The sequence below is a fragment of the Flaviflexus ciconiae genome (genome assembly GCF_003971195.1).
Classification (GTDB): Bacteria; Actinomycetota; Actinomycetes; order Actinomycetales; family Actinomycetaceae; genus Flaviflexus; species Flaviflexus ciconiae.
In genome coordinates this window covers 1227873-1250482 of record NZ_CP034593.1, presented here as the reverse complement: position 1 = coordinate 1250482, position 22610 = coordinate 1227873, and the positions used below count along the sequence as shown (strand labels likewise).

At 60.9% G+C, this 22610-nt stretch carries 17 protein-coding genes and 1 pseudogene; 10 read left to right on the top strand and 8 right to left on the bottom strand.

Annotated features, from left to right (window positions below; all coding sequences use genetic code 11):
• Positions 1-41: 41 nt before the first annotated feature.
• The 3 genes from EJ997_RS05620 (at position 42) to EJ997_RS05610 (ending at position 2711) form a co-directional block, all read left to right on the top strand.
• Positions 42-1562, top strand: coding sequence for an NAD(P)H-quinone dehydrogenase (locus tag EJ997_RS05620; RefSeq protein ID WP_228201598.1), 1521 nt, complete (start codon positions 42-44; stop codon positions 1560-1562).
• A gap of 137 nt (positions 1563-1699) precedes the next feature.
• Positions 1700-2476 carry an LOG family protein gene (locus EJ997_RS05615; protein WP_126703698.1) on the top strand — a complete coding sequence of 259 codons (777 nt, stop codon included), beginning with the start codon at positions 1700-1702 and terminating at the stop codon, positions 2474-2476.
• Positions 2477-2543: 67 nt separating this feature from the next.
• The gene (locus tag EJ997_RS05610; RefSeq protein WP_126703697.1) at positions 2544-2711 is read left to right on the top strand and encodes a DUF3117 domain-containing protein; all 168 of its coding nucleotides are present in this window, start codon (positions 2544-2546) and stop codon (positions 2709-2711) included.
• Here EJ997_RS05610 and EJ997_RS14060 read toward each other — a convergent pair.
• Positions 2655-3302, bottom strand: coding sequence for a GNAT family N-acetyltransferase (locus tag EJ997_RS14060; RefSeq protein WP_126703696.1), 648 nt, complete (start codon positions 3300-3302; stop codon positions 2655-2657). The genes EJ997_RS05610 and EJ997_RS14060 overlap by 57 nt on opposite strands.
• Before the next feature lie 152 nt (positions 3303-3454).
• Positions 3455-4186 carry an O-methyltransferase gene (locus EJ997_RS05600; protein WP_228201596.1) on the bottom strand — a complete coding sequence of 244 codons (732 nt, stop codon included), beginning with the start codon at positions 4184-4186 and terminating at the stop codon, positions 3455-3457.
• A 127-nt stretch (positions 4187-4313) separates the two neighbouring features.
• Between EJ997_RS05600 and EJ997_RS05595 the strand changes: the two genes are divergently transcribed.
• Positions 4314-4811 (top strand): twin-arginine translocase TatA/TatE family subunit, encoded by a 498-nt coding sequence (locus tag EJ997_RS05595; RefSeq protein ID WP_206501851.1) that lies wholly within the window; start codon positions 4314-4316, stop codon positions 4809-4811.
• Between the two features lie 303 nt (positions 4812-5114).
• Here EJ997_RS05595 and EJ997_RS13420 read toward each other — a convergent pair.
• Positions 5115-6244 (bottom strand): annotated as a pseudogene (locus tag EJ997_RS13420) (Mrp/NBP35 family ATP-binding protein).
• Between the two features lie 205 nt (positions 6245-6449).
• Here EJ997_RS13420 and EJ997_RS05585 point away from each other — a divergent pair.
• On the top strand, positions 6450-8411 hold the full coding sequence (locus tag EJ997_RS05585; protein WP_164719825.1) for an acyltransferase family protein: 1962 nt from the start codon (positions 6450-6452) through the stop codon (positions 8409-8411).
• Positions 8412-8576: 165 nt separating this feature from the next.
• Here the strand turns inward: EJ997_RS05585 and EJ997_RS05580 are convergent, their stop codons facing one another.
• The 3 genes from EJ997_RS05580 to EJ997_RS05570 are packed head-to-tail and all read right to left on the bottom strand — an operon-like array spanning position 8577 to position 11898.
• Positions 8577-9143 (bottom strand): DUF1003 domain-containing protein, encoded by a 567-nt coding sequence (locus EJ997_RS05580; protein WP_126703694.1) that lies wholly within the window; start codon positions 9141-9143, stop codon positions 8577-8579.
• The gene (locus tag EJ997_RS05575) at positions 9136-10401 is read right to left on the bottom strand and encodes a magnesium transporter MgtE N-terminal domain-containing protein (protein WP_126703693.1); all 1266 of its coding nucleotides are present in this window, start codon (positions 10399-10401) and stop codon (positions 9136-9138) included. The genes EJ997_RS05580 and EJ997_RS05575 overlap by 8 nt, the downstream gene beginning before the upstream one ends.
• A 3-nt stretch (positions 10402-10404) precedes the next feature.
• Positions 10405-11898, bottom strand: a complete 1494-nt coding sequence (locus tag EJ997_RS05570; RefSeq protein ID WP_126703692.1) for an aminopeptidase P family protein — start codon at positions 11896-11898, stop codon at positions 10405-10407.
• Positions 11899-12268: 370 nt separating this feature from the next.
• Here EJ997_RS05570 and EJ997_RS05565 point away from each other — a divergent pair, with 370 nt between their 5' ends.
• A complete protein-coding gene (locus EJ997_RS05565) occupies positions 12269-13105 on the top strand; it encodes a PHP domain-containing protein (RefSeq protein WP_126703691.1) in 837 nt (278 codons plus the stop codon).
• Positions 13102-13722: a MarC family protein gene (locus EJ997_RS05560; protein ID WP_126703690.1), complete on the top strand. Its 621-nt coding sequence runs from the start codon at positions 13102-13104 to the stop codon at positions 13720-13722. The genes EJ997_RS05565 and EJ997_RS05560 overlap by 4 nt, the downstream gene beginning before the upstream one ends.
• A gap of 149 nt (positions 13723-13871) precedes the next feature.
• Here the strand turns inward: EJ997_RS05560 and EJ997_RS05555 are convergent, their stop codons facing one another.
• Complete coding sequence (locus tag EJ997_RS05555; RefSeq protein ID WP_126703689.1) at positions 13872-15458, bottom strand: DEAD/DEAH box helicase; 1587 nt, start codon at positions 15456-15458, stop codon at positions 13872-13874.
• Between the two features lie 415 nt (positions 15459-15873).
• Positions 15874-16098, bottom strand: a complete 225-nt coding sequence (locus tag EJ997_RS05550) for a DUF3107 domain-containing protein (RefSeq protein WP_126703688.1) — start codon at positions 16096-16098, stop codon at positions 15874-15876.
• A gap of 101 nt (positions 16099-16199) precedes the next feature.
• Here EJ997_RS05550 and EJ997_RS05545 point away from each other — a divergent pair, with 101 nt between their 5' ends.
• Genes EJ997_RS05545 through EJ997_RS05535 form a run of 3 tightly spaced genes read left to right on the top strand, consistent with a single transcriptional unit; the run spans position 16200 to position 22539 of the window.
• Positions 16200-19247 (top strand): ATP-dependent DNA helicase, encoded by a 3048-nt coding sequence (locus EJ997_RS05545; RefSeq protein ID WP_126703687.1) that lies wholly within the window; start codon positions 16200-16202, stop codon positions 19245-19247.
• Positions 19244-20740, top strand: coding sequence for an ATP-dependent helicase (locus EJ997_RS05540; protein ID WP_126703686.1), 1497 nt, complete (start codon positions 19244-19246; stop codon positions 20738-20740). The genes EJ997_RS05545 and EJ997_RS05540 overlap by 4 nt, the downstream gene beginning before the upstream one ends.
• The gene (locus tag EJ997_RS05535; RefSeq protein ID WP_126703685.1) at positions 20689-22539 is read left to right on the top strand and encodes a 3'-5' exonuclease; all 1851 of its coding nucleotides are present in this window, start codon (positions 20689-20691) and stop codon (positions 22537-22539) included. The genes EJ997_RS05540 and EJ997_RS05535 overlap by 52 nt, the downstream gene beginning before the upstream one ends.
• The last annotated feature ends 71 nt before the right edge of the window (positions 22540-22610 follow it).

Sequence of the window (22610 nt, the reverse complement as noted above, 5' to 3'; positions counted from 1 at the left end):
AAGAGTGCCCCACCGCGTGCGTTCTTTGACACAATGTTCACGTGGAGAACGTAACTGATCCCAGGCCGACAGGTCCGACCGCGTCGGGCGCACCGAAATCTAAGATCCCGGGAGCGTCCCGGGTCCGCGAAGGATCCCGCGTCGTCATCATCGGGGGTGGACCGGGCGGCTACGAGGCCGCCCTGACCGCCACCCAGCTCGGTGCACGCGTCACCATCATCGAAGACAAAGGCATGGGAGGCAGCGCCGTCCTCACCGACGTGGTGCCCTCCAAGACCCTCATTGCGTCCGCCGAATGGTTGCACAACGTCGAATCTGCCGACGAACTCGGCATTGTTGCCTCGGACGAGCCGTGGACCGTGAGCTTCCCGGCAATCAACGCCCGAATCCGAGACCTTGCCACCCGCCAATCCGACGACATTCACGAACGCCTGTCGGATGAAGGGGTCACAATACTGAACGGTAAGGGTACGATCCTCACCGGGATCGGCGATAACGGGTGTCGGCTGGTCTTGGCGAAGCTTGCGGACGGAACCGAGCAGACTCTCGAAGCGGAAATGGTTCTGGTTGCCACCGGTGCGACCCCCCGGGAGCTGCCCGACGCGAAGCCGGACGGGGAGCGGATTCTCAACTGGACCCAGATGTACAACATGACGGAACTGCCTGAGCACCTGGTCGTGGTCGGATCCGGTGTTACGGGTGCGGAGTTCGCCGGTGCCTACATGGGGATCGGCGTGCAAGTCACCCTCGTGTCGTCTCGTGACCGGGTCCTCCCCAACGAGGACCCGCACGCCGCCAAGGTCATCGAGAATGTCTTCGCCCGCCGCGGCATGACCATCCTCAACAAGAGCCGCGCCCAGTCGGTGCGCCGTACCGAAGACGGCGTTATTGTCACGCTGTCCGATGGTCGGGAGATCGAGGCCTCGCACTGCCTCATGGCGGTGGGCTCCATCCCGAACACGTCAGGCATTGGCCTTGAAGAAGCCGGAGTGACCCTCAAAGAATCCGGCCACATCCTTGTCGACAAGGTGTCCCGCACAACCGCCTTCCGCGTCTACGCCGCCGGTGATGTCACCGGTTCCTATCCGCTGGCCTCCGTGGCAGCCATGCAGGGGCGGATCGCCATGAACCATTCGCTGGGCGACTACGTCGAGCCTCTCGACGTGTCGAAGGTCGCCGCGAACATCTTCACGGCACCCGAGATCGCGACCGTGGGTGTCACCCAGAAGCATGTCGACGAAGGCCTCGACGCCGTCATGACGATCGTTCCTCTCATGCGGAACCCGCGGGCGAAGATGCAGGGGATGAACGACGGCTTCGTCAAGCTCATTGCTGACAGTTCAACTCGCATCGTTATTGGCGGTGTCGTCGTGGCCCCGGCGGCCTCCGAATACATTTTGCCGATTGCGCTCGCGGTCACCTCCCGTATGACAGCTGACGACATGGCTTCCGTCTTTACGGTGTATCCGTCCCTGTCCGGCTCGATTACCGAAGCGGCACGGCAGCTCCGACACTCGGTTGATGCTCAGCACATCCGGGAACTCTTTGCCGACCAGGCCTAGCGGCTGTAACGCTGGAAATCGCGGGTGAATCCGCCGACTTGGTTCGTTCCTGCGATCAATCTGGTCATCCGGCGAGATAGCGAAGCGGCGCTCACCGAGCGATTCGGTACTGTGGGCGAAGAACGAAAGGACATGATATGAAGTCATATCGACGCGGCCCCGTGCTCCTGCGGGGCGACCAGATCCCGAAGTCGACAACGGATGCGAGGCTGCTTGCACCCAACCAGGATTCCGACTGGCTCCATGCTGACCCGTGGCGCGTGATGAGAATCCAGGCGGAGTTCGTCGAAGGATTTGGTGCATTGGCTGACCTCGGCCCGGCCGTGTCGATCTTCGGTTCCGCGCGGACCAAGCCCGAGAACGCCAACTACCAGCTCGCCACCGACATCGCCGCCAAACTGGTTGAGCATGACTTCTCGGTCATCACCGGCGGAGGGCCGGGAATCATGGAAGCCGCGAACAAGGGCGCGGTCGACGCGAAGGGCATTTCCGTTGGCCTTGGCATTGAGCTTCCGTTCGAGCAGGGCATGAACGACTACGTCGATCTTGGCATCAACTTCCGGTACTTCTTTATCCGCAAGATGATGTTCGTGAAGTACTCGCTGGGCTTCATTGTTCTTCCCGGCGGTTTCGGCACCCTCGATGAGCTCTTCGAGGCCCTCACTCTCGTTCAGACCCGCAAGGTCATGTCGTTCCCCGTCGTCCTTGTCGATTCCGGATACTGGGGAGGCCTCGTTGACTGGATCAAGGACAAGCAGGTCGGGGAAGGCATGATCTCCCCGGAAGACATGGATCTCATTACCGTCGTTGATACGGCCGAGGAGGCCCTCGAAGCTATCCTCAAGGGTATTAGCGCGGTGGCTGACAAGGTCAACGGCAAGGACGAAGACGGCAATAGACCGAACGGTACGTGACATACTTCTCCCTCTCCGGGCCGTGATGCCGTAAACTAGAGACGACCTTTAGTTAAGGAGATAAACCATGGCAGCGCAGAAACCCCGCTCGGGTGATGGACCGATTGAAGTGGCAAAGGAAGGCCGCGGAATCGTCATGAGAATTCCTGTTGATGGCGGTGGACGCCTTGTCATCGAGCTAAACGCTGATGAAGCAGCAGAGCTTGGTGCGGCACTCAATGCAGTAGTGAGCTAGAACCAGCTTCACATCCCGGGTCTTGGCTAACGCTAAGGCCCGGGATTTCCTATGTCCTACTCGTGTTTCCCGGCCCGGACCCACCCCTGTTTGATCCGGTTCGCTGTGATTTTTCGAGTTCAATGACCATGACCGCATCCCGTCGCCAAGGCGGAGGGTCTCGAAACCCATTCGTTGGTAGAGACGATAAGCAGGATTTGATACTTGGCAGGACAGGGAAGCCCGCTCGAAGCCCTTTTCTTGCAACAACTCGAAAAGCCGTCCCAGCAGCTCACTTCCTATACCCCGTCCCCGATATTCGGGCAGAAGAGACATGGTGAGCTCGGGGATTTGATCATCCACGAAGCCATAGCCGGTTACCTGGCCGGCGTACATCCTGCACCAGACGGCACCGATGACGACGCCGCCGACCTCGGCAACGAGGCAGTGGTCACTGCGCCGACCCCAGTTACTGATATATGTAGCAAGCTCCGGAAGCTCAAGAACCGACCGAGACACCGGATTTGTGGGATCTTCCTGATGAATAGCGAGATAGAGAAAAGTCTCGAGCAGGTCCTCCTCGGTATCGGCAAGTCTGCGAAACGTCACCATGGGATCCATCCCGCTTCAACGAGTGGAGCTACCGTGATTGGACTCGAGGAGCCACTGTCGCTATGACATGGAGCCGGTGCTGCCAAGAACGGGAACTTCCGCGAGTTGGGGAGCGCCAAACTTAAGTGGGGGAGCTCCTGCCGCGGGTGGGTTTATTCGCTCCGTGTCTGAGCGAGCAACAGGCCCGCTCCGATCGGGACGATAGAGGACATGGGGCTGCGCTCGAGAACGTCGCGGACGAGGCCGCGCAACGCCACGGTGTCCGGTTCGCGGCGAGCGGGATCGGCGACCCGACCATCAAGAAGGGCACGAGCCACGATCAGGAGACCGCCGGGACGGAGGATACGGAGGGCTTCCTCAACATCGCCCGGTGCCTCTTCGGCGGACCCGTCGACGAGCACCATGTCGTAGGACCGATCTGCAAGGCGGGGGAGGATGTCCGCGGAACGGCCCTTGATCAGGCGGGTGCGGGATGCTCGGATTCCGGCGCGGGCAAAGAGCTCGCGTGCACACCGCTGTGCTTCGCTCTCAACGTCGATTGTTGTCAGAGTGAGGGTGGGATTGCCCTGGAGCAGGTAGAGGCCGGAGACTCCCGCGCCGGTGCCCACTTCCACCGCCGTCTGTGCGCGGGACGTGGAAACGAGGAGGCGGAGGAGCGCCCCCGTGGCCGGACTCGTTGCCGCGATGCCAAGATCATCGGCGGCGGCCCGAGCCCCCGCGAGAAGTTCGTCCTCGGTTGTCTGCTCTTCGGCGAACGCCCACAGCTGGGCCTTGTCACTCGACATGCGGTCCTCCTTGTATCTGCGGACCATCTTACCCATGAAACCGGCACGTTCCGCTGTTTCAAGCCGTGCCGTTGACCATTCGGGACAGAGCATGCTCATCCAGCCACTAACCTGTCACAAGAATTTCTGTCACTTCGGGATTTCCAAGGATATTTGGCGGGAAATGTGGTCCAGAACGCTTCTCGTCTAGTCCCTCAGTACCATGTCCGAAATGTGAAGGCCGGGTATGATGGTCGGCATGGGAATCAACACGACTGAGTTCATCGTCCTTGCGCTCATTCTTGTCATTATTGTTGGTCCCGAGAAGCTCCCGGAGCTCGCAGCGCAGCTCGGCCGCCTCATTCGCGAGGTCAAGAACATCGCCACCGGTGCGAAAGCCAGGGTCAAGGAAGAACTCGGGCCCGACTTTGAGGAGCTCAAGAATCTCGACCCGCGCCAGTACGATCCGCGCAGGATCGTCAAGGAAGCGCTCAAGGACGAGCCTCCGGCACGTGTTCCCTCCCGAACCTCCCGTCCAGTCTCAACACCTCGTTCGGTTCCCACAGCCGCCGCGGCGACCGCAACGGCCGCCGCCGCTGGAACGGCTGCGGCTGGCACAGCAACAGCAACCGCAACGACCTCTCCCGCCGCAACGGCGCCGGCTACGTCCGCTGCCAGCGGCACCGCCGCTGGGACTGCAACCGCCGTCCGGGATACGGTTCCGTTCGACGATCAGGCAACCTGATTCTGGGCCACGGGAGGCCACGTCGGGACACGGATTCGGCGACAAACCGGCTGGAATGATCCCGTCTAGAATAATCCGATTATTGTGAACGGGCGCCCGCTACATCAGTGGCATAGCGGATAAGAGTTGCCGCGCGCTGTTCGATAGGCCGGTCATCATTGCTCAGGCAGCCGCGCTTCGCAAGTCGGCTTTCCCTCGTGCTCTTGGGGACATGAGTTCCTGAGAATAATGCAGACATGAGTGTGGGCCTCCCATTTGGGAGGCCCACAGCGTCACGGGTTGATCAGGCTGATCGGCGCGCGATCAGTTGTTGATCGGGCTGAGTCCGAGGGAGCGACCTGCCAGGCCGCGTGCACGGTGCGCGAGCTTGTCCGCAATGCCGTGAATCGCGGTCGATGCGGGGGACTCGGAGTCGGTACCGGCCAGCGGGGTGCCATTGTCGCCCTGCTCGCGGAGTTCCTGCTCGAGGGGGATCTGTGCGAGGACAGGGATCTCGTAGCCAAGGATCTTCGTGAGCTCGGCGGCAACTTTTTCGCCACCGCCGGAACCAAACAGGTCCATCTTTGTTCCGTCCGGGAGCTCAAGGTGGGACATGTTCTCGATAACGCCGATGACCTTCTGGTTGGTCTGCGCCGCCATTGCGCCAGCACGCTCAGCAACCTGCGAGGCTGCGAGCTGCGGGGTGGTGACAACGACAATCTCGGAGTTCGGCAGAAGCTGCGCGACCGAGATGGCGACGTCGCCGGTGCCCGGGGGAAGGTCGAGGAGAAGGGCGTCAAGGTCGCCCCAGTAGACGTCGGCAAGGAACTGCTGGAGCGCCCTGTGCATCATGGGTCCGCGCCACACGACGGGGGTGTTGCCCTGGGTGAACATGCCAATGGAGATGACCTTGATGCCCTGTGAAACGGGCGGCATGATCATGTCTTCCACGCGGGTCGGGGCTGGGTTACGCCGAGCATGGCGGGGATCGAGTGTCCGTAAATGTCGGCGTCAACAACGCCCACACGCAGTCCCTGCTTGGCGAGGGCAACGGCGAGGTTAGCGGTCATTGACGACTTGCCGACGCCACCCTTACCGGACGTGATTGCGTAGACGCGAGTTAGCGAGCCGGGCTGCGAGAACGGGATAACCGCCTCGGGAGCTCCGCCGCGAAGCTTAGTTTGCAGGGCCTTGCGCTGTTCATCGGACATAACGCCGAAGTCAACGGTCACGGCCTGGGTTCCTTCGACCTTGCCGACTGCCTCTTCGATGTCAGACGAGATCGTGTCACGCAACGGACATCCCTGCGTGGTGAGATCGATGCCGACGGCAACATTGCCATTGTCGATGTCGACAGAACGCACCATGTCGAGATCGGTGATTGGACGACGAATTTCAGGATCAAGCACGGTGCCGAGGGCTTCCCGTACTGCCTCCTCGCTTGGTACTGTCATGGCTTTATTCTAACGATGGACCCGTAAGTATTCCAGGGTGATACGTGGGAGGTATGCAGGCTCACGTTTCGGGAGAGTCACGAGATCGTCACAGTTTTCTTAAAGGTATAGTGAGCGGTTGGCAGTTAGGAAGGACGGGCGTAAATTCGATAGTGAAATGAACACGATGATTACGGCGCCGGTATCAAAACGGCCACACTATTCGATGCGGCGCATCCCCGGACTGGATGGCTTGCGGGCCATTGCCGCCGGGCTCGTCCTCGTCTACCACCTCATCCCCGGCAGGGCGCCCCTTGGGTATGTGGGTGTCGATGTTTTCTTCGTGCTCTCCGGATTTCTCATCACCAGCCTGCTTCTCGTCTCCACACTGCGTCACGGCAGCATCCGCCTCGGTGACTTCTGGGCACGCAGGTTCAGGCGGCTCTTCCCGGCCGTGCTGGTCGCAACCCTCGGTTCCGCGGCCCTGGCCTTCTTTGTCGGTGGGGATGCCCTCGTAGCGCTTGGACGCCAAGTCGTCGGTTCGCTCACCGCCACCTACAACTGGGTTGAGATCGCTCATGACTCCTCCTATTTTGAGGAAGCGAGCCCGCTTCTGCTCACCAACATGTGGTCGCTTGCGGTCGAGCAGCAGTTCTATGTTGTGTGGCCACTCGTCGTGGCCGGCCTCGCGTTCCTGGGGACGAGATGGCGGGTGGGTGCCGCCCTCCTCATCGGCTCTTTCTCGATCTATCTGCATGGGCTTCTCGCCACGGACAATCCGACGCGGGCCTACATGGGAACCGACACTCACCTGTGGGGACTGATGCTGGGAGCGGGCCTCGCATTCGCCCTCCAGCACGTTGTCATCGGACGGGATGAGCCCCAGCGCAACCCCTTGTCCCGCGCGTGGGCAGGAGCCGGCTGGTTCGCCATCATCGCCATCATTCTTGGCGGCCTTTTTCTTCCCGACTCGGGTCCCATGTACCCGTGGGGGATGGTCGGAGCCTCCGTGCTGGCTCTCCTCGTTATCCGAACCATGCTCCCGGACGTCCAGTCCGGCCCCGCCTACGCGCTTCAGAAGGTTCTGGGTTCCAAGGTGCTCACGTGGCTCGGTGTCCGCTCCTACGGTATCTACCTGTGGCACTGGCCCCTCTACGTTCTCGGGTACTACCAGTTCCCGTTCCTCAACCCCTATGTCGCCGCGATCATCATCGCGACTCTCTCCATCATCTGCGCGGACCTCTCCTACCGTTTCGTGGAGAACCCGGTGCGCACCATGGGAGTGAAAGGCTGGCTGATCCACGTCCGCAACAGGGTTGCGGGCTTCAACCCGGCCCAGGCCATCACTGCCGTTGGTGTACCCCTTCTTGTCGTCAGCTTCGCCGTCACCGGCATCGCTATCGCCCCGCCGGTTTCATCCGGCCAGGCCGCCGTCGAGGCAGGCAAGAATACCCAGCCAATACCGCCACCGGATGCTGGCGACCACACCCCGCCACCGGGCAATCAGACCGGTGACAGTAACGAGGGCACGGACCCAAGTGCGGATCCGACCGGTGAGGCACCCGGTGATGTACCCGCTGAGGAGCCGGCCACTCCCACCGACGATCCCGGGGAACCCGCTCCCAGCGCCCCCGAGGAACCGACCGAAGCTCCCGTCGAACCAACGCTTGATCCAACCCCGGAATACGAAGGCACCCCCGCCAGTTGGGACCGCGTCACCATCATCGGTGATTCTGTTACCCTCGCCTCCGCGTACAAGCTACAGGAGCAGATGCCGGGCGTGACCGTGGATGCTGCCGAGTCACGTAGCATCCAGGTCGCCACCGATATCATTTCCAAATACGCGGCGAACGGCACGCTCGGAGACTACGTCGTTGTGTCCCTGGCAACCAACGGAACAATCCACGAATCGGACATCACTAGGTTGCTTGAAGCAATTGGGCCGGACCGCACCCTTGTGCTCGTCACCGGATTTGGCCCGGCACGCGCCAGCTGGATCCCCGAAGCGAACGAGGCAATCCACAAGTGCGCACGCAAGCACCCCGACCGCATCAGGGTTGCCGACTGGCACGACGCGATCGAGGAACACCCGGAACTGCTCGCAGGGGATTCCACACATCCGGGACCAGCGGGTGCAGACATATTCGCCGCAACCGTCCGAAGAACCCTCGACCCGAACGCGTCGTAAAACCGCGGCCGGCACCATTCCAGCTACCGGCATGATTCCGTCCAGTTGACGGAGGCATGAAGCAAAGAGCTCCGGTCAGCTGACGGAGGCATGAAGTGAGGAGCCCCGGCCGTTTGGGCCGGGGCTCCTCACACTGAGAATCATCAAGTGATTCCTCGTGTTCGGTTACTCTTCACCGCGTTCGCCGCGTAGCTCCTCGATCTCTTCCTGGAGTTGCTTGATGCGTTCCTCGCGTTCCTTGAGACGGTCGGTGCGCTCGCGGTCGAGCTCGTCGATCATGTCGCGTAGCTCGGAACGAACGAAGTCACGGGTTGCCATGTCGCCGAGAGTCATCCGCATCCCCGCAATTTCACGGGCCAGGTACTCGGTGTCCGCCAGGTTGCGTTCCGCACGTTGCCTGTCCTGCTCGGCCGCGACCTTGTTTCGATCGTCCTGCCTGTTTTGGGCGAGGAGGATGAGAGGGGACGAGTAGGACGCCTGGAGGGACAGCATGAGGGTGAGTGCCGTGAAGCCGAGGGCAGCGGAGTCGAACCGGAGGGCTTCCGGGCCCCACGTGTTCCAGGCGAGCCAGACAGAGACAAAGACTGTCAGGTAGGCAAGGAACCGCGGGGTGCCGGTGAACCGGGCAATGGCTTCGGAAACCTGCCCGAACCGGTCCGTGTCCCTGTTCGCTTTGATCCTGCGGGCTTTTCTACTGCGAGCATCGAGTGGTTCGCTGAAGTGGTCAGGCATTCGATTCACCCACTCTCATGTCGGATTCGTCATCGGGGCTGGTCCTCCAGTCGTCGGGGAGGAGATGGTCGAGAACGTCATCAATTGAGACGGCCCCGAGCAGCAGCCTGGACTCGTCAACGACCGGAAGCGCGGTCAGGTTGTAGGTAGCCAGGCGCCTGGCAACCGTTCCGATGGTGTCTTCCGGCAAGAGCGGCTCAAGATCCGAGTCCACGATCCGACCGACGAGGGTCGAGGGAGGTTCCCGTAGGGCGCGTTGCAGGTGAACAACCCCGATGAATCTGCCCGTGGGTGTTTCCAGCGGGGGACGAGCAACAAAGACCGTGGCGGCAAGAGCCGGGGTTACGTCTTTACGTCGCGCGGAGGCGAGTGCCTGAGCGACGGTGGCCTCGGGGGAGAGAATGATCGGTTCGGTTGTCATGAGACCACCGGCCGTTCTCTCGTCGTAGGTGAGTAGCCTGCGAACGTCGTCGGCTTCTTCGGGGTCCATGCGTTCCAGCAGCAAAGCCGCGTGGTTTGCTGGCAGGTCTGCCACGAGGTCGGCCGCGTCGTCGGGCTGCATGACGTCCAGGACGTCGGCGGCACGTTCGATGTCGAGATCGGACATGATCTCCACTCGTTCATCGTCGCCCAGCTCGGACAGTACCTCGGCAAGCCGTTCATCGTTCAGTCCCGATGCCACCGCCATGCGGCGCTCCCCAGGCAGGTCCCGGATCACGTCGGCAACGTCTGCGGGCTTCAGGGTGGCGACGCGTGCCAGGAGCGCGGTGGCCGCCTGGCCTTCCTTGCCGGTGGCAAGACCGTTGAGGTCCCCGACCCCGACGATCAGGGATTCTCCGCCGTGAGGGCCGTTTTTGTCCGTTTTTACGTAGACTTCGGAGACCCGCCAGTCGGCCCGGCGCTGCTCCTCGATCGATAGGTCAATGACGGTGGCGTCGCCGGAGCCGTCCTTGAAGGAGACCCTGCGGTCGAGAATCTCGGACAGTGCGAGGGTCTCGGTGGACCGTTGTGCGAACTTCCTGATGTTCACGAGCCCGGTCGTGATGACCTGTCCGTTGGCGATTGACGTGACGCGGGACAACGGCAGGAAGACGCGTTTTCGCCCGGTGACCTCGATGACGAGGCCAACGGCGAGTGGGGCTCCCACAAGACGGAAGAGCACGACAACGTCGTGGACTTTGCCGACCTTGTCGCCGATGGGATCGAAAACTTCGGTTCCTGCTAGGCGACCAACGAAAACACGGCTTCGACGCTGCATAGGCTAGCTCCTCTTGTCCAGGATCGACTTCATCCAGGCTTCCACACCTTGGGTGGTGCGGGGAATATCTTCCGACAGGCGACGGGCACCGGTCTCGGTCACGAGAATATCGTCCTCGATCCGCACCCCGATTCCGCGAAGCCACGCGGGGATCTTCAGATCGTCCTCGCGGAAGTACAGGCCGGGCTCAATGGTGAACACCATGCCGGGCTCCAAAACCGCATCCAAGTACATTTCCCGGCGAGCCTGGGCACAGTCGTGAACGTCGAGTCCCAGGTGGTGGGAGGTGCCGTGCGGCATCCACCGCCTGTGGAACTGGCCGTCGGGAGCAAGCGACTCCTCGGCAGTACCGGGCAGGCAGCCCCACTCTTCGAGGTAGCGGGCAATGACCTCCATGGAAGCCTGGTGGATCTCCCGGAACTTCACGCCCTTCTCGTTGGCCTTCGCAAGCGACGCCTCGCACGCCTCGAGAACAGCCTCGTAAACCTTGGCCTGCTCCGGGGTGAACGTGCCGTTCACCGGCAGGGTGCGGGTGATATCGGCGGTGTAGAGGGAATCAACCTCGGCACCAGCGTCAACCAGGATGAGTTCGCCGTCCTTCACCCGGCCGTCGTTGACGATCCAGTGCAGAGTATTTGCGTGGTTACCGGCAGCCGCGATCGTGTCGTAGCCGACCCCGTTGCCTTCTTCGCGTGCTCGCTGAGCAAAAGCACCTTCGACGACGCGCTCACCGCGCCAGTGCTCAACGGCGCGCGGCAGGTTCGCGATGATTTCATCGAAGCCCGAGTGGGTGACGTCGATGGCCTTCTGGATTTCGGCCACCTCCCACTCATCCTTGCGGAGGCGGATCTCGCTGGCTGCTTCGAGAAGCTTCGAGTCGAGTGCTTCGCCACCGGTGAGGGACTCGCGCTGACGGAGCTCGGTCACCTGCGCATCGATCTTCGTGTCTGCCTGGGTGATGGCAGCGAGCTGCACCTGGCCCAGGTCCTTGTCCAGAGCATCGGGGAGCGACTCGATGTGCTCGGAACGGATGCCCGTCATTGTTGTCATTTCTTCCAGGGACGGGCGGGCACCGACCCAGAATTCGCCGTAGCGGGAATCGGCCCAGAATTCCTCGGAGCTACGAGGGGACCGGGGATGGAAGTAGAGAACAGCTTCGTGCGTTTCCGCGCCGCCCTCGACCGGGTGGAGAACGAGAACGGCATTGGGCTCCAGTTCGCCACCGAGGCCGGTCAGGTGAGCAAAAGCTGAGTGGGCACGGAACCTGTAGTCCGTGTCATTCGAACGGACCCGAAGCTCTCCGGCGGGAATCACAAGCCGCTGACCCGGAAATTGCTCGGCTAGCTTCTTCCTGCGGACGGCCGTGTAGTCGGCAACATCCGACCGGGGCGGGCCTGCGGGACGCTCACCCCAGTCCTCACCAATGAACTGTCGGAATTCACGATTGTCGGGCCTCTGCGAGCGGTTCGAACCGCGGTCTTCTGTCTCTTCAGTCATGCCTCCATTCTGTCACCCCTTTCATGCCGTATCGATTCCAGCCAGTCCGCTATACGCCGAACCGACCCCATACCGTGCACGAGGAATGACGAGGCAACGTAGGACGGAGCCATAACGGACGGAGCGATAAAGGACCGAGCTATGTAAGGACCGAGCTATGAAGGACCTAGCTGTGAAGGACAGCGCAAGACCTGTGATAGCCCGAAGACCAAGCGACAAGCTTGAACGCGTCGATACTCGAAGGAGTAGCTACGACGCTCCATGTGGTGATGCTGATCGGGGAAGTGGGTTCTGCCGGAAAAGCGCGTCGGCGGGGCTGTCGAGGGAGAGTTTGTGGGCATAGTTTTCAAAAAAGCCATAGCCTAGGGCAGTGATCGATCTCCACACGCACTCCCTGCACTCCGATGGCACGCAGACACCCGGCGAGCTCATGGCGGAGGCTGCCAGCGTGGGTATTGAGATCCTTGGGCTGACCGATCACGACACCGTTCGCGGATATGGCGAAGCCAAAGCAGCCGTTGCCACGACGGGTGTTGGGCTTGTTACCGGAATCGAAATCTCTACCCGGCACGAGCACCGGACCGTTCACCTGCTCGGATACCTCTTTGATCCCGATGAAGGGATCATCGACCACTGCATCCGCGTCCGCCAGGCGCGTCAGGAACGGCTGATCAACATGGTGGACGCCATGGAGAAAGACGGCATTGTGACCTGGCAGGAAGTTGTAGCCGTGGCGGGGGAGGATGCGACCCTCGGCCGCCCCCACATCGCCGACGCTCTCCTAGCACGGGGCACGATCTCTCACCGGGATGAGGCTTTCAGCGGCTACCTGTCACCACGATCGCCCTACTACCGGCCGTACTGGGCACCCGAGCTCGTTGACTCGATCGCCCTGATTCACGACGCCGGGGGAGTAGCTATCTGGGCACACCCCAGGGCCGCTTCCCGCGGTGGCTCCCACGACTGGACGGCGATCGGGCGGGGCCTGGACCTGGGGATTGATGGCCTCGAGGTGGATCACCGGGACAATTCCCCGGCAGACCGCCGAGAACTGGCGAGCATTGTCACCGAGCGAGGACTCGTCCAAACCGGTTCGAGCGACTACCATGGCTCAGGCAAGAAGAACCTGCTCGGCGAGAACACCACCTCGCGCGAAATGTTCGAGAGGATCGCTCACAAGGCGGCAATGGAGGTCTACTACCCGTGAACAACGTCATCGATGTCACCCTGTTTGCGTCGACATTCTTTACGCTGTTCGTCATCATGGACCCCGCCGGCAACGTGCCGATCTTCCTGGGACTAACATCGAAACTCACCCCGAAAGAACGAGCCAGGGCCGCTTGGCAGGCCAATTCCGTCTCCGCTGGCGTCCTGGCCGTCTTCGGCCTGTTCGGAACCTATATCCTCGGTTTCCTCCACATCTCCGTGGAAGCCATGCAGATGTCTGGCGGCCTGCTCCTCCTGCTCGTAGCGCTGCAGCTCCTGACCGGCGAAGAATCCGATCCAGGCAAGCCCGCCGGCAAAACCAACGTGGCTCTCGTTCCGATTGGCACCCCGCTTCTCGCGGGCCCCGGCACAATCGTTGCTTTCATGCTCGCCGTCGAAGACGCCGGATCAAACACCCCGTCAATCATTGCTGTCATAGCCGCTTTCGTTGCAGTCCACATTGTTTCCTGGGCGGCACTCCGCTTCTCCGTCGTCATTCACCGCGTTCTCGGTGAAGGCGGAACAACTCTTCTCACGAAGCTCTCTGGCATGCTCCTTGCCGCAATCGCTACCCAGCTCATCGTTAACGGCATCCTCGGAGTCATCGAACAGATTTAGTCAGTCCCGCAAGCAAATGCGGCCCATATGACTAGCGATGTACTTGGCTAGCAAAGCATAAAGGGAGGGAAGGCGTGACGCCTTCCCTCCCTTGCACCTGTTGAACTTCAGTAACTAGCAGTCAGTGAATCCCAGTTGAAGCCCGGTTGCTACTCGCCGGAATTGCCTTGCGCGCGACCGTTCTTCGTGCGGCGACGAGTGCGGTTCCTGCGAGGAGCCTGCTCGGAACGGCCCTCCCCACCATCAGCCCGACGGTTCCGGTTGCCCTGGTTTCCGCCACGACCGCCCTGGCCGCCACGTCCGCCGCTGCGGCCTCCCTGACGTCCACCACCGGAACGGTTACGGCCACCCTTGCGACCACCGGTCTCGCCAAGGTCTTCAACCTCTTCGGCTTCGAGTCCGGCGCGAGTGCGCTGTGCGCGGGGCAGACGACCGGTCACGTTCGGATCGATGTTCAGGTCCGCGTAGAGGTGATCGGAGGTGTGGTAGGTTTCCACCGGCTCGGGAGTACCGAGGTTGAGGGCGGAGTTGATGACGGACCAGCGGGGAGTGTCCTCCCAGTCAACGAAGGTGACGGCGGTGCCGTGATGACCGGCGCGGCCGGTACGGCCAATCCGGTGCAGGTACGTCTTATCGTCCTCGGGGCACTGGTAGTTAATGACGTGGGTGACGTTGTCGACGTCGATACCGCGGGCGGCCACGTCCGTGGCAACGAGAATATCGATCTTGCCGGAACGGAAGGCACGCAGTGCGCGCTCGCGGGCACCCTGACCCAGGTCGCCGTGCAGGGAACCGGTGGCAAAGCCACGCTCTTCGAGTTCCTCGGCAACGCGGGCGGCCTGACGCTTCGTGCGGGTAAAGATGATGGCAAGCTTGCGACCCTCCGCCTGGAGGATCCGGGCGAGCACCTCGATCTTGTTGAGCTGGTGGGCGCGGTAAACGACCTGTGTCGTTTCTTTCACGGTCTTCTGATCGCCGGTCGGATCCTGGGCCCGGATGTGGGTCGGGCGGGTCATGTAGCGGCGTGCCATGGCAACAACGGAGCCCGGCATGGTGGCCGAGAACAGCATTGTGTGACGTGTTGCCGGGGTGGCGGCCATGAGGGTCTCGACATCCTCGAGGAAACCGAGATCAAGCATCTCGTCAGCCTCGTCCAGGACGAGTGTCTTCACGTGGGAGAGGTCGAGGACCCGCTGCTTGTGCAGGTCAATGAGACGGCCGGGAGTGCCGACAACGATCTCGGCGCCCTTCTTTAGCGCATCGACCTGGGGCTCGTAGGCACGGCCGCCATACACCTCGACGATGCGGACGTCACGGTTAGCCGATGCCATCTTCAGATCGCCCGCCACCTGAACGGCAAGCTCACGGGTCGGGGCAATGGCGAGCGCCTGCGGTGCACCGGGTGCCACCAGGTTCTCGTAGCCTTCCTCGGAAGGACCAACGACGGATTCCACGATCGGAATACCAAAGCCGAGGGTCTTACCGGTACCGGTCTTGGCCTGGCCAATGATGTCCTGACGCTTCAAAGCAATCGGGAGAGTCAGGGCCTGAATCGGGAAGGGGTGGGTAATGCCCTTGGCTGCGAGAGCCTCAACGATGGGCTTGCTGACACCGAAGTCAGCGAAAGATTTCTGTTCGAGCTTGAGCTCTTCGGCCGTGGCATCAATATCCGCCTTCGGCTCGTTCGCGGTCGGCACTGCGGCCGCATCAGTATTGATCTGTCCGGATGTAGACATTCGTATCCTTTTATTTCATGAGCAAACGGGGGTGCTCGAGAGCACCGGTAGCCGATCGCCAAGAAGCAGTGCCGGGAATCCGGCGGGATAAGTCAATGTCAACAGCACGACCGGTCAACCTTCACGATCATCCTAGTCCAGTTCGTACGAAACGCGTGGATCTGTGTTGGGATCAACCGTGCAATGCGCGTAGGCAGAGGAAGTGAGAAGGTAAGAATGATCGCCGCCGTGCCTCCCTGGAAGTGGGTGGTAGCGCTACTTTGCGCACATCCAGAAACGGATCGACTTGCGTGGTCCGAAGCGTTCCCGCACGGCGCACAAACGAACCGGGATGCTATGTGCGTGGCTCTCCAGAGCCGAAAGGTGGGTTGCCTGGATAGCCCGGCCACCAACGGACCGGGCTCACACCGAGGGCTTACTGGTGGCCGAAGCCGACGCGGCGGGGCTCATCCTCACCGGTGGAAACATAGGCGAGGGTAGATACCGGGACGATGGCGCGGCGACCCTTGGTGTCGTTGACGGTGAAGACACCGTTCGAGGAGATAGCCTCCGTGACAGCTGCGGCAATCTCGTCAGCGGTCTGGTCGACCTCGAAGGTGAGTTCGCGGGCGATGTTCTGAATTCCAATCTGAATTTCCATAGCTACAATCGTACGAAAGAAGAAGGGGAACACCCTTATCGATTCGTCACTAGCCGAAAAGTGAAACAAATCGGCCCCCGGCCTGACGTATCGTAAATGCCATGGAGCAACTCGACCTTGATGATTCACAACGGCGTGCAATTAAGACAGCAGCGGGAGCCACCGCCACTGTCATCACAGGAGCATCGGGAACAGGTAAGACCACGGTCCTTCTGGAAGCTGCCTCCCACATCATCGAAGGAGGCCAATCCCTGGTTCTGCTCGCCGCGGGCCGCAAGGCCGCCGACGATCTTCGCTCCAAACTTACCCTGCGTCACGGCAGGCTCCCGCACAACGTTTCTGTTCGAACCGCCCAAGCGTGGGCTTTTGGAATCCTCCAGGAATACGCGGCCGACCGCGGACGGCAAACCCCCGAACTCATTACCGGTCCCGGACAAGACGCCATTATCACCGAGCTGCTTGCGGAGATTGGGGACCAAATCCCGTGGCCCGAAGCGATCACGCCCGACGTTATTGCCCTGCCGGGATTCCGCGCCGAACTCCGCGACCTGCTGACCCGTGCCGCTGAACTCGGCCTATCCGGTGCCGACCTCGTCCAGCTCGGAACCGACCGCAGCGAGGAAAACTGGATCGCCGTCGGGCACCTCATGGACCACTACGAGAACGCTCTGGCCCTCGAGGATGCGACAGCGCCCGGCGGAGCGGGAGCGGACCGCTTCGACCACGCTCGCCTTGTCCACCAGGCCGCACGCCTGCTCGCCACGCCCGATGCATGGTCGCAGGGCGCAATGCCGACCTGGGACTGGGTCCTTGTCGATGACTATCAGAACGCCACGCTCGCAACAGCATCGCTGCTCTCATCCGTTCACGACATAATTCCCGGTGACGGTAGGGGCGCTCGGCTGGTCATGACCGCGGACCCCGACACCGCGGTCGAAGGTTTTCGCGGCGGCATTGCACACCTTCCGGGACTGGCTCGCGGCAGTAAGCCCGGGCTCGGCGTGAATGCAGGCCTGGTCACGCTCGAAAAGCGGCATCGGGCAGGAGCCAAGCTCGCCGCCCTCCAAGATTCACTCATTGCCAGAATAGGGGTGGCCGGAACCGGCGAACATCGCAAGCCCGAGGCCGCAGACGGTGAAGATGCTTTCTCAATTACGACTTTCCCCGGTGGCGACCAGCAGCTCTCGGGCATAGCCCGCATGATCCGCCGTGAACACGTCCGCGGTAACCTCCGCTACGACGACATCGCCATCATCACCCGCTCACGCGGCGCCCACACCGAGATCGAACGCGTCCTACGCGAGGCCGGGGTGCGGGTGCGTCCCGCCGCCAGAAACCAGCCCCTGAGGTACAGCAGGGTCGTCCGTGCCCTCATGGACATCATCCGCGAAGCGGGCGGAGGAGAACTAGCTGATGCGGACCTGCTCGGCCTTCTATCATCTCCCGTTATCGGGCTCGAGCCCTCTCATCGTAGGACCCTCGTCCAGCACGTTAACGCCGCATTTGGAGAATCTGAGACCCCGGTGCGGGACGCTCTCGTAGAGCCGCCGAAGGATGATTGGGCCCACCCCCTTAGAAAGCTCTCCCACATCCTCGACAAGGTACGCGTTGCAATCGCAAGCGGTCTTGATGCCGAGGCTGTTCTCTGGGAAGCGTGGGAAGCCGTTGGGCTTGCCGAAGACTGGCGTGAGCGTGCACTATCCGGTGGACCCACCAGCAGGTCCTCGGGCGCCATGCTCGACTCGGTTATGCAGATGTTCCGCGTCGCCCAGCGCATGGTTGACCGCGATGCCAGGACCACGGCAGCTCAGCTGATAGACGAGCTTGAAGGACAGGACATCGCTGAGGACTCGATCGCAAGGACCGGTCGGGAAAGTGGCGTCCACCTGCTAACCCCCGCCATGGCAATCGGCCAAGACTTCGAACTCGTGATCGTTGCCGATCTGAATGATGGGGCTTGGCCAAACCTGCGAATCAGAGACGGGCTGTTCGGTGCGGGTCGCCTTGCCGAGCTTCACCTCGACCGGCTCACGGACGGGATCTCCGGCCTGCGCTCCGTCCTCGACGACGAGCTACGCATGCTGGCATTCTCGATCGGTCGCGCCAGGAAGGAACTCGTCTTTACCGCGGTCGATTCCGAAGATACCTCGCACTCGCGGTTCATTGACCTCATCGCAACCGAGGCCGATATAGAGCACATCGAGTCGAGCCAGCTTTCCATGTCAATCCCCGGTGTGATTGGTAGGCTGCGCTCCGCGATCAGCGACCCGACCCTGCGCGTGCGCGACTCTGACCGTGAGCTTGCCGCCGATATCTTGGCGTCCTTGCCGACATGGAGTCCGAGCGATCGAATCGGTGTGGCACCCGAAACGTGGATCCCGACTCTCGAACCGAGCAACCCTGAGCCGTGGGAAGCATCAACTAGGATCTCGCCATCAAGCGTTGAGAACATTCTGAAGTGCACACTCAAATGGTTTATGGAAGCGGCCGGCCTGAAGAATGTCGAAGATGTGCGTGCCCTGTCCCGAGGAACCTTTGTGCACGAGCTTGCTGAAAAACATCCCGACGGAGACCTTCAAGCCATGATGGAGAGTGTCGAAGCGATGTGGGATGACTATGCGGCCGATCTGGCGGACGGCTACGAGCGGGAGTTCGAAAGGGAAATACTCCTCTTCCAGGTCGAAACTCTTTCTAACTACCTGAGAGAACATCCGAAAGGAATTGTTGAGCGGACCGTCCGAGTTGAAACAGACAGCTTCACCGTTGCGGGTCGTATTGACCGGATCGAAGAAACTCCAGATGGTCCGGTGATCGTTGACTTTAAGACGGGGAAACCTAAGAGCAAAACCCTGGTGCAGGAGAATCCACAGCTGAAGGTATACCAGTGGCTGTACGAAAAGGAGACGGGACAAGCGACAGCCGGAGCGAAACTCGTCCATGTTTCAGAGGCCGATAAGAGCGGATTACCGAAGACCCGCGAGCAAGATCCGCTAACTGATGAAGGTCGGGCTCAGGTAGACGAGATGCTTATTGAAGTGAAGAACGAACTGGGCGGAGTGGACCTTGGGGCTCGTGAGAATGACGCCTGCAGATATTGCTCGGCGAAAGTTGTGTGCCCGCTGTATGAAGAAGGAGCCCTGTTCTCGTGAACCTACAAACTCCCGAAGGTGCTTCCGCCTTCCTCCAGGAAGTTGATGGCTTTGCGCCAACGCCCGATCAGCTCGAGGTCATCATGGGCGGCCCCGAGCCATCGCTTGTTATTGCTGGTGCCGGCGCCGGTAAGACAAAGACGATGGCACTACGGGTGGTCTACCACGTGGCCGCAGGCCACGTGGAACCCGGGCAGGTTCTCGGCCTGACGTTCACAAAGAAAGCAGCAAATGAGCTGTCGACCAGAATTGCTGCGATGCTCCGTAAAGCCGCACGAATTGGGGCCACGGCAATCGATGAAGAGACCGTGATTCTGTCTCGCCCCATCGTCGCGACATACAACGCCTTTGCGTCAGGAATCGCCACTGAGCATGGACTGATCGTTGGAGTTGACCCGTCGTCGCGTCTCATCACGGATGCTGAGCAGTACCAGATCATCCATGACCTTGTGAGGAACTGGAAAGGTGGATTCGGTAAGGACAACGAGAATCAGCTCGGGACTATTGCTGATCGGATCAAGGACCTTGCCGCCACAATCCTCAACAATGAACTCACAACCGACGACGTTCGTGAAGGCATGGTGGAGTTCGATAGCCACCTGCGGGAGCTTGGCGTAGAAACAATGACTCCAAAGGATGCCGCGGTCAAGAGGCACTTCCCGACCCACGAGACTCGGCTAGCCGCGCTGGATGTTGTGGACGAATATCTTGCGTACAAGAAGGTGAACCGCCTCACCGAGTACGCCGACCAGGTTGCTGTTGCACATCGGGTCCTCCAGGCACGCCCCGATATTGTTCAATCCCTTCGTGATGAGCACAGGCTGGTCCTTCTCGACGAATACCAGGACACCTCGGTAAACCAGGCCAAGTTTCTCGCCGACGTGTTTGCCGGTGGTCACGATGTTACTGCGGTTGGTGACCCAAACCAGGCAATCTATGGATGGCGAGGAGCATCAGCCGATGCCCTGGCTGACTTCACCCGGAACTTCGCTGAGCCAGGGAAGAAAATGCCGCAGTATTCGCTGGCGACCGCGTTCCGGAACAAGGGCGAAATCCTTGAGGCAGCTAACGCGGTCGCTGCACCTCTCCGAGCACACGCAGCTAAAAGCGGCCTCAACGTTGCGCCGCTTGAAGCCTTCAATACGACCGGGGGAGAAGTCCAGATTTCCTTCGAGGTCATGAAGGATGACTCCTTCAAAGCGATTGCCCGTGATATCGACGAGTACCGCAGGGCTCATGCTGGTGACAACAAGGGACAGGGCCCATCCATTGCGGTGCTGTGCCGGGCTCGTAAAACCATGAAACCGATTGCGGACGCTCTCGCGGAGCTTGACATTCCGTTTATCGAGCACGGTAATCAAAGTGCGATCACTCAGCCGGAGGTCAAGACAATCAGGGCCTTCTCAGGGCGGTTTCTAATCCGCCGCGAGGGGAAGCCATCATGCGAATGCTTGCCTACCTCAATATTTCACCCGCCGACATTCAAGCACTGAACCTGCTCCGGAAGGAACGGGTCTATCGCGACGATTCTGAGAGATCTTTTGTTGAGGTTCTCGATAACGTGGAATCTTCCAAGGTAAGCCCCGCAGGCAAGGAACGGCTTGGCCTCCTAAAGGCCTGGCTCAAGGCACTGACGGAGGCTCGCTACTCGCGTCTGGAAGACCTCGTTGGACTTGCTGTCCGGCTCGTGGGAATCGAGACTGAGGTGGCCTCTCGTTCAGCATCAGGCGGGATTGGCCGCGCCAGCCTCCTGTCACTTCAGCGCATGGCGGCCGGGTACTCGGAGAATACCGAGGGTGCAACTCTGGAGGCATTCCTTGACTGGCTCGACCTCGTTGAGGAAAAGGACAAGGGTGATGACGATGGAGATCTCCCGCTAGCCGATCTAGCGCTTGAATCAGAGGGCGTGACAAAGGACGAGCTGGAAAACCCCAACACCGTCACAATCATGACCATTCATGGCGCTAAGGGTCTCGAATGGGACTATGTTGCGATACCGGAACTGCGGCACGGGGGCTTCGACCTGCTAACAATGAAACCGACGAAACCGTGGCTTTCGTATTACGGCAAGATTCCCACGTGGATGCAAGAGGATGCTCACTCGATCCCGCAATGGAGGTGGAAGGACCCTGAGACACCCAAGGAACTAGAGGCGAGCTATCTTGCCTGGCTCAGCGAAGATATGGCAGACCATGAGAATCGGGAGATCCGCAGGCTAGCCTACGTTGCGATGACGCGGCCCCGCAGTCGCCTTCTACTTGCCGGCTATTGGTTTGAAAGACCGGAGCAGGAAATGGCGGAGCGGGAAGCCATCGAAAAGGACCCAGCGAATGCGAAACGGAAGAGGGGCCCCTCGCGACTCCTCCTTGGCATTGACGCTCCGTTGAGCGGTGTCAGCATGACCGAGATTCCCGAGGTCGATGCGGATGAGACCGACGAGCTCATGTCGGGACAGTGGATGGCCGACATGAACAGGGGCGCGACCGAACAGACTCGGGAAGCCGCTGAATTCGTTGCGGGACGAGTACCGAGAACGGCAGAAGACATGTCGGAAGCCGTGTCGGAAGCTTCGGGTTGGGTGCGGGAATCCCTCTCCGATCTTCTTGCCCTGCTGGATGGGGACGATGCTGAGGAGTTCGAGATCGGGCACCTGACTGCTAATGGCGTGGTTCAGATGGCGGCGGATCCGGTGAAGTTCCGGACCGACCTTGAGCGACCAATCCCGACTGAGCCGGCCCGAGCGGCACGGCTCGGGCAGCAGATCCACGAATACATTGCAAGCAGGTACGGCGCCCCGCGTACCGCCGACCTCATCGATGTGTCGGGCGATGCTGATCAGGTGCTTGGCCTTGACCTCAACAACCCGCGTGTAGCCGAACTGATTCAGCGGTTTGAGTCGATCCCGTTCGTTTCCTCCGGTGATATCCCGGTCGCAGTAGAAGCGCCTGTCGATGTCGTTGTCGCAGGTGTTCCCATGCGAGGCACCGTCGATGCCGTGTTCAGTGACGGCACTGATCCCGAGACGGGGCAGGAACGGCTGCGGATCGTTGACTGGAAGACAGGGCGGTGCCCGTCGGAGAAGGACATGCCAAGTAGAGAACTCCAGCTACATCTCTACCGGCTGGCGTGGTCGCGTACCACCGGTGTTGATCAGTCTCTGATCTCAGCCACCTTCGCCTATCTCGGCGAGAAGGACGAGGCCAAGCGGCTCCATCATGTCGATCCGATTCCCGAAGAGGAACTGGAAACCATCATCGGCAGCCTGCTTGAACAGGTGAAGGAGACGGCCTAGACCGCCCGGAGATGTACCAAGTCTCCCGGGGGAGACGATTCACGTTGAATAAAAGATTGAGACAGCCGATT

Excerpts from the sequence above, each read along its gene's own strand:
- EJ997_RS05615 (WP_126703698.1), top strand. The coding sequence starts at position 1,700 with ATGAAGTCATATCGACGCGGCCCCGTGCTCCTGCGGGGCGACCAGATC.
- EJ997_RS05610 (WP_126703697.1), top strand. The coding sequence starts at position 2,544 with ATGGCAGCGCAGAAACCCCGCTCGGGTGATGGACCGATTGAAGTGGCA.
- EJ997_RS14060 (WP_126703696.1), bottom strand. The coding sequence starts at position 3,302 with ATGGTGACGTTTCGCAGACTTGCCGATACCGAGGAGGACCTGCTCGAG.
- EJ997_RS05600 (WP_228201596.1), bottom strand. The coding sequence starts at position 4,186 with ATGAGCATGCTCTGTCCCGAATGGTCAACGGCACGGCTTGAAACAGCG.
- EJ997_RS05595 (WP_206501851.1), top strand. The coding sequence starts at position 4,314 with ATGATGGTCGGCATGGGAATCAACACGACTGAGTTCATCGTCCTTGCG.
- EJ997_RS05585 (WP_164719825.1), top strand. The coding sequence starts at position 6,450 with ATGCGGCGCATCCCCGGACTGGATGGCTTGCGGGCCATTGCCGCCGGG.
- EJ997_RS05580 (WP_126703694.1), bottom strand. The coding sequence starts at position 9,143 with ATGCCTGACCACTTCAGCGAACCACTCGATGCTCGCAGTAGAAAAGCC.
- EJ997_RS05575 (WP_126703693.1), bottom strand. The coding sequence starts at position 10,401 with ATGCAGCGTCGAAGCCGTGTTTTCGTTGGTCGCCTAGCAGGAACCGAA.
- EJ997_RS05570 (WP_126703692.1), bottom strand. The coding sequence starts at position 11,898 with ATGACTGAAGAGACAGAAGACCGCGGTTCGAACCGCTCGCAGAGGCCC.
- EJ997_RS05555 (WP_126703689.1), bottom strand. The coding sequence starts at position 15,458 with ATGTCTACATCCGGACAGATCAATACTGATGCGGCCGCAGTGCCGACC.
- EJ997_RS05550 (WP_126703688.1), bottom strand. The coding sequence starts at position 16,098 with ATGGAAATTCAGATTGGAATTCAGAACATCGCCCGCGAACTCACCTTC.
- EJ997_RS05545 (WP_126703687.1), top strand. The coding sequence starts at position 16,200 with ATGGAGCAACTCGACCTTGATGATTCACAACGGCGTGCAATTAAGACA.
- EJ997_RS05535 (WP_126703685.1), top strand. The coding sequence starts at position 20,689 with ATGCGAATGCTTGCCTACCTCAATATTTCACCCGCCGACATTCAAGCA.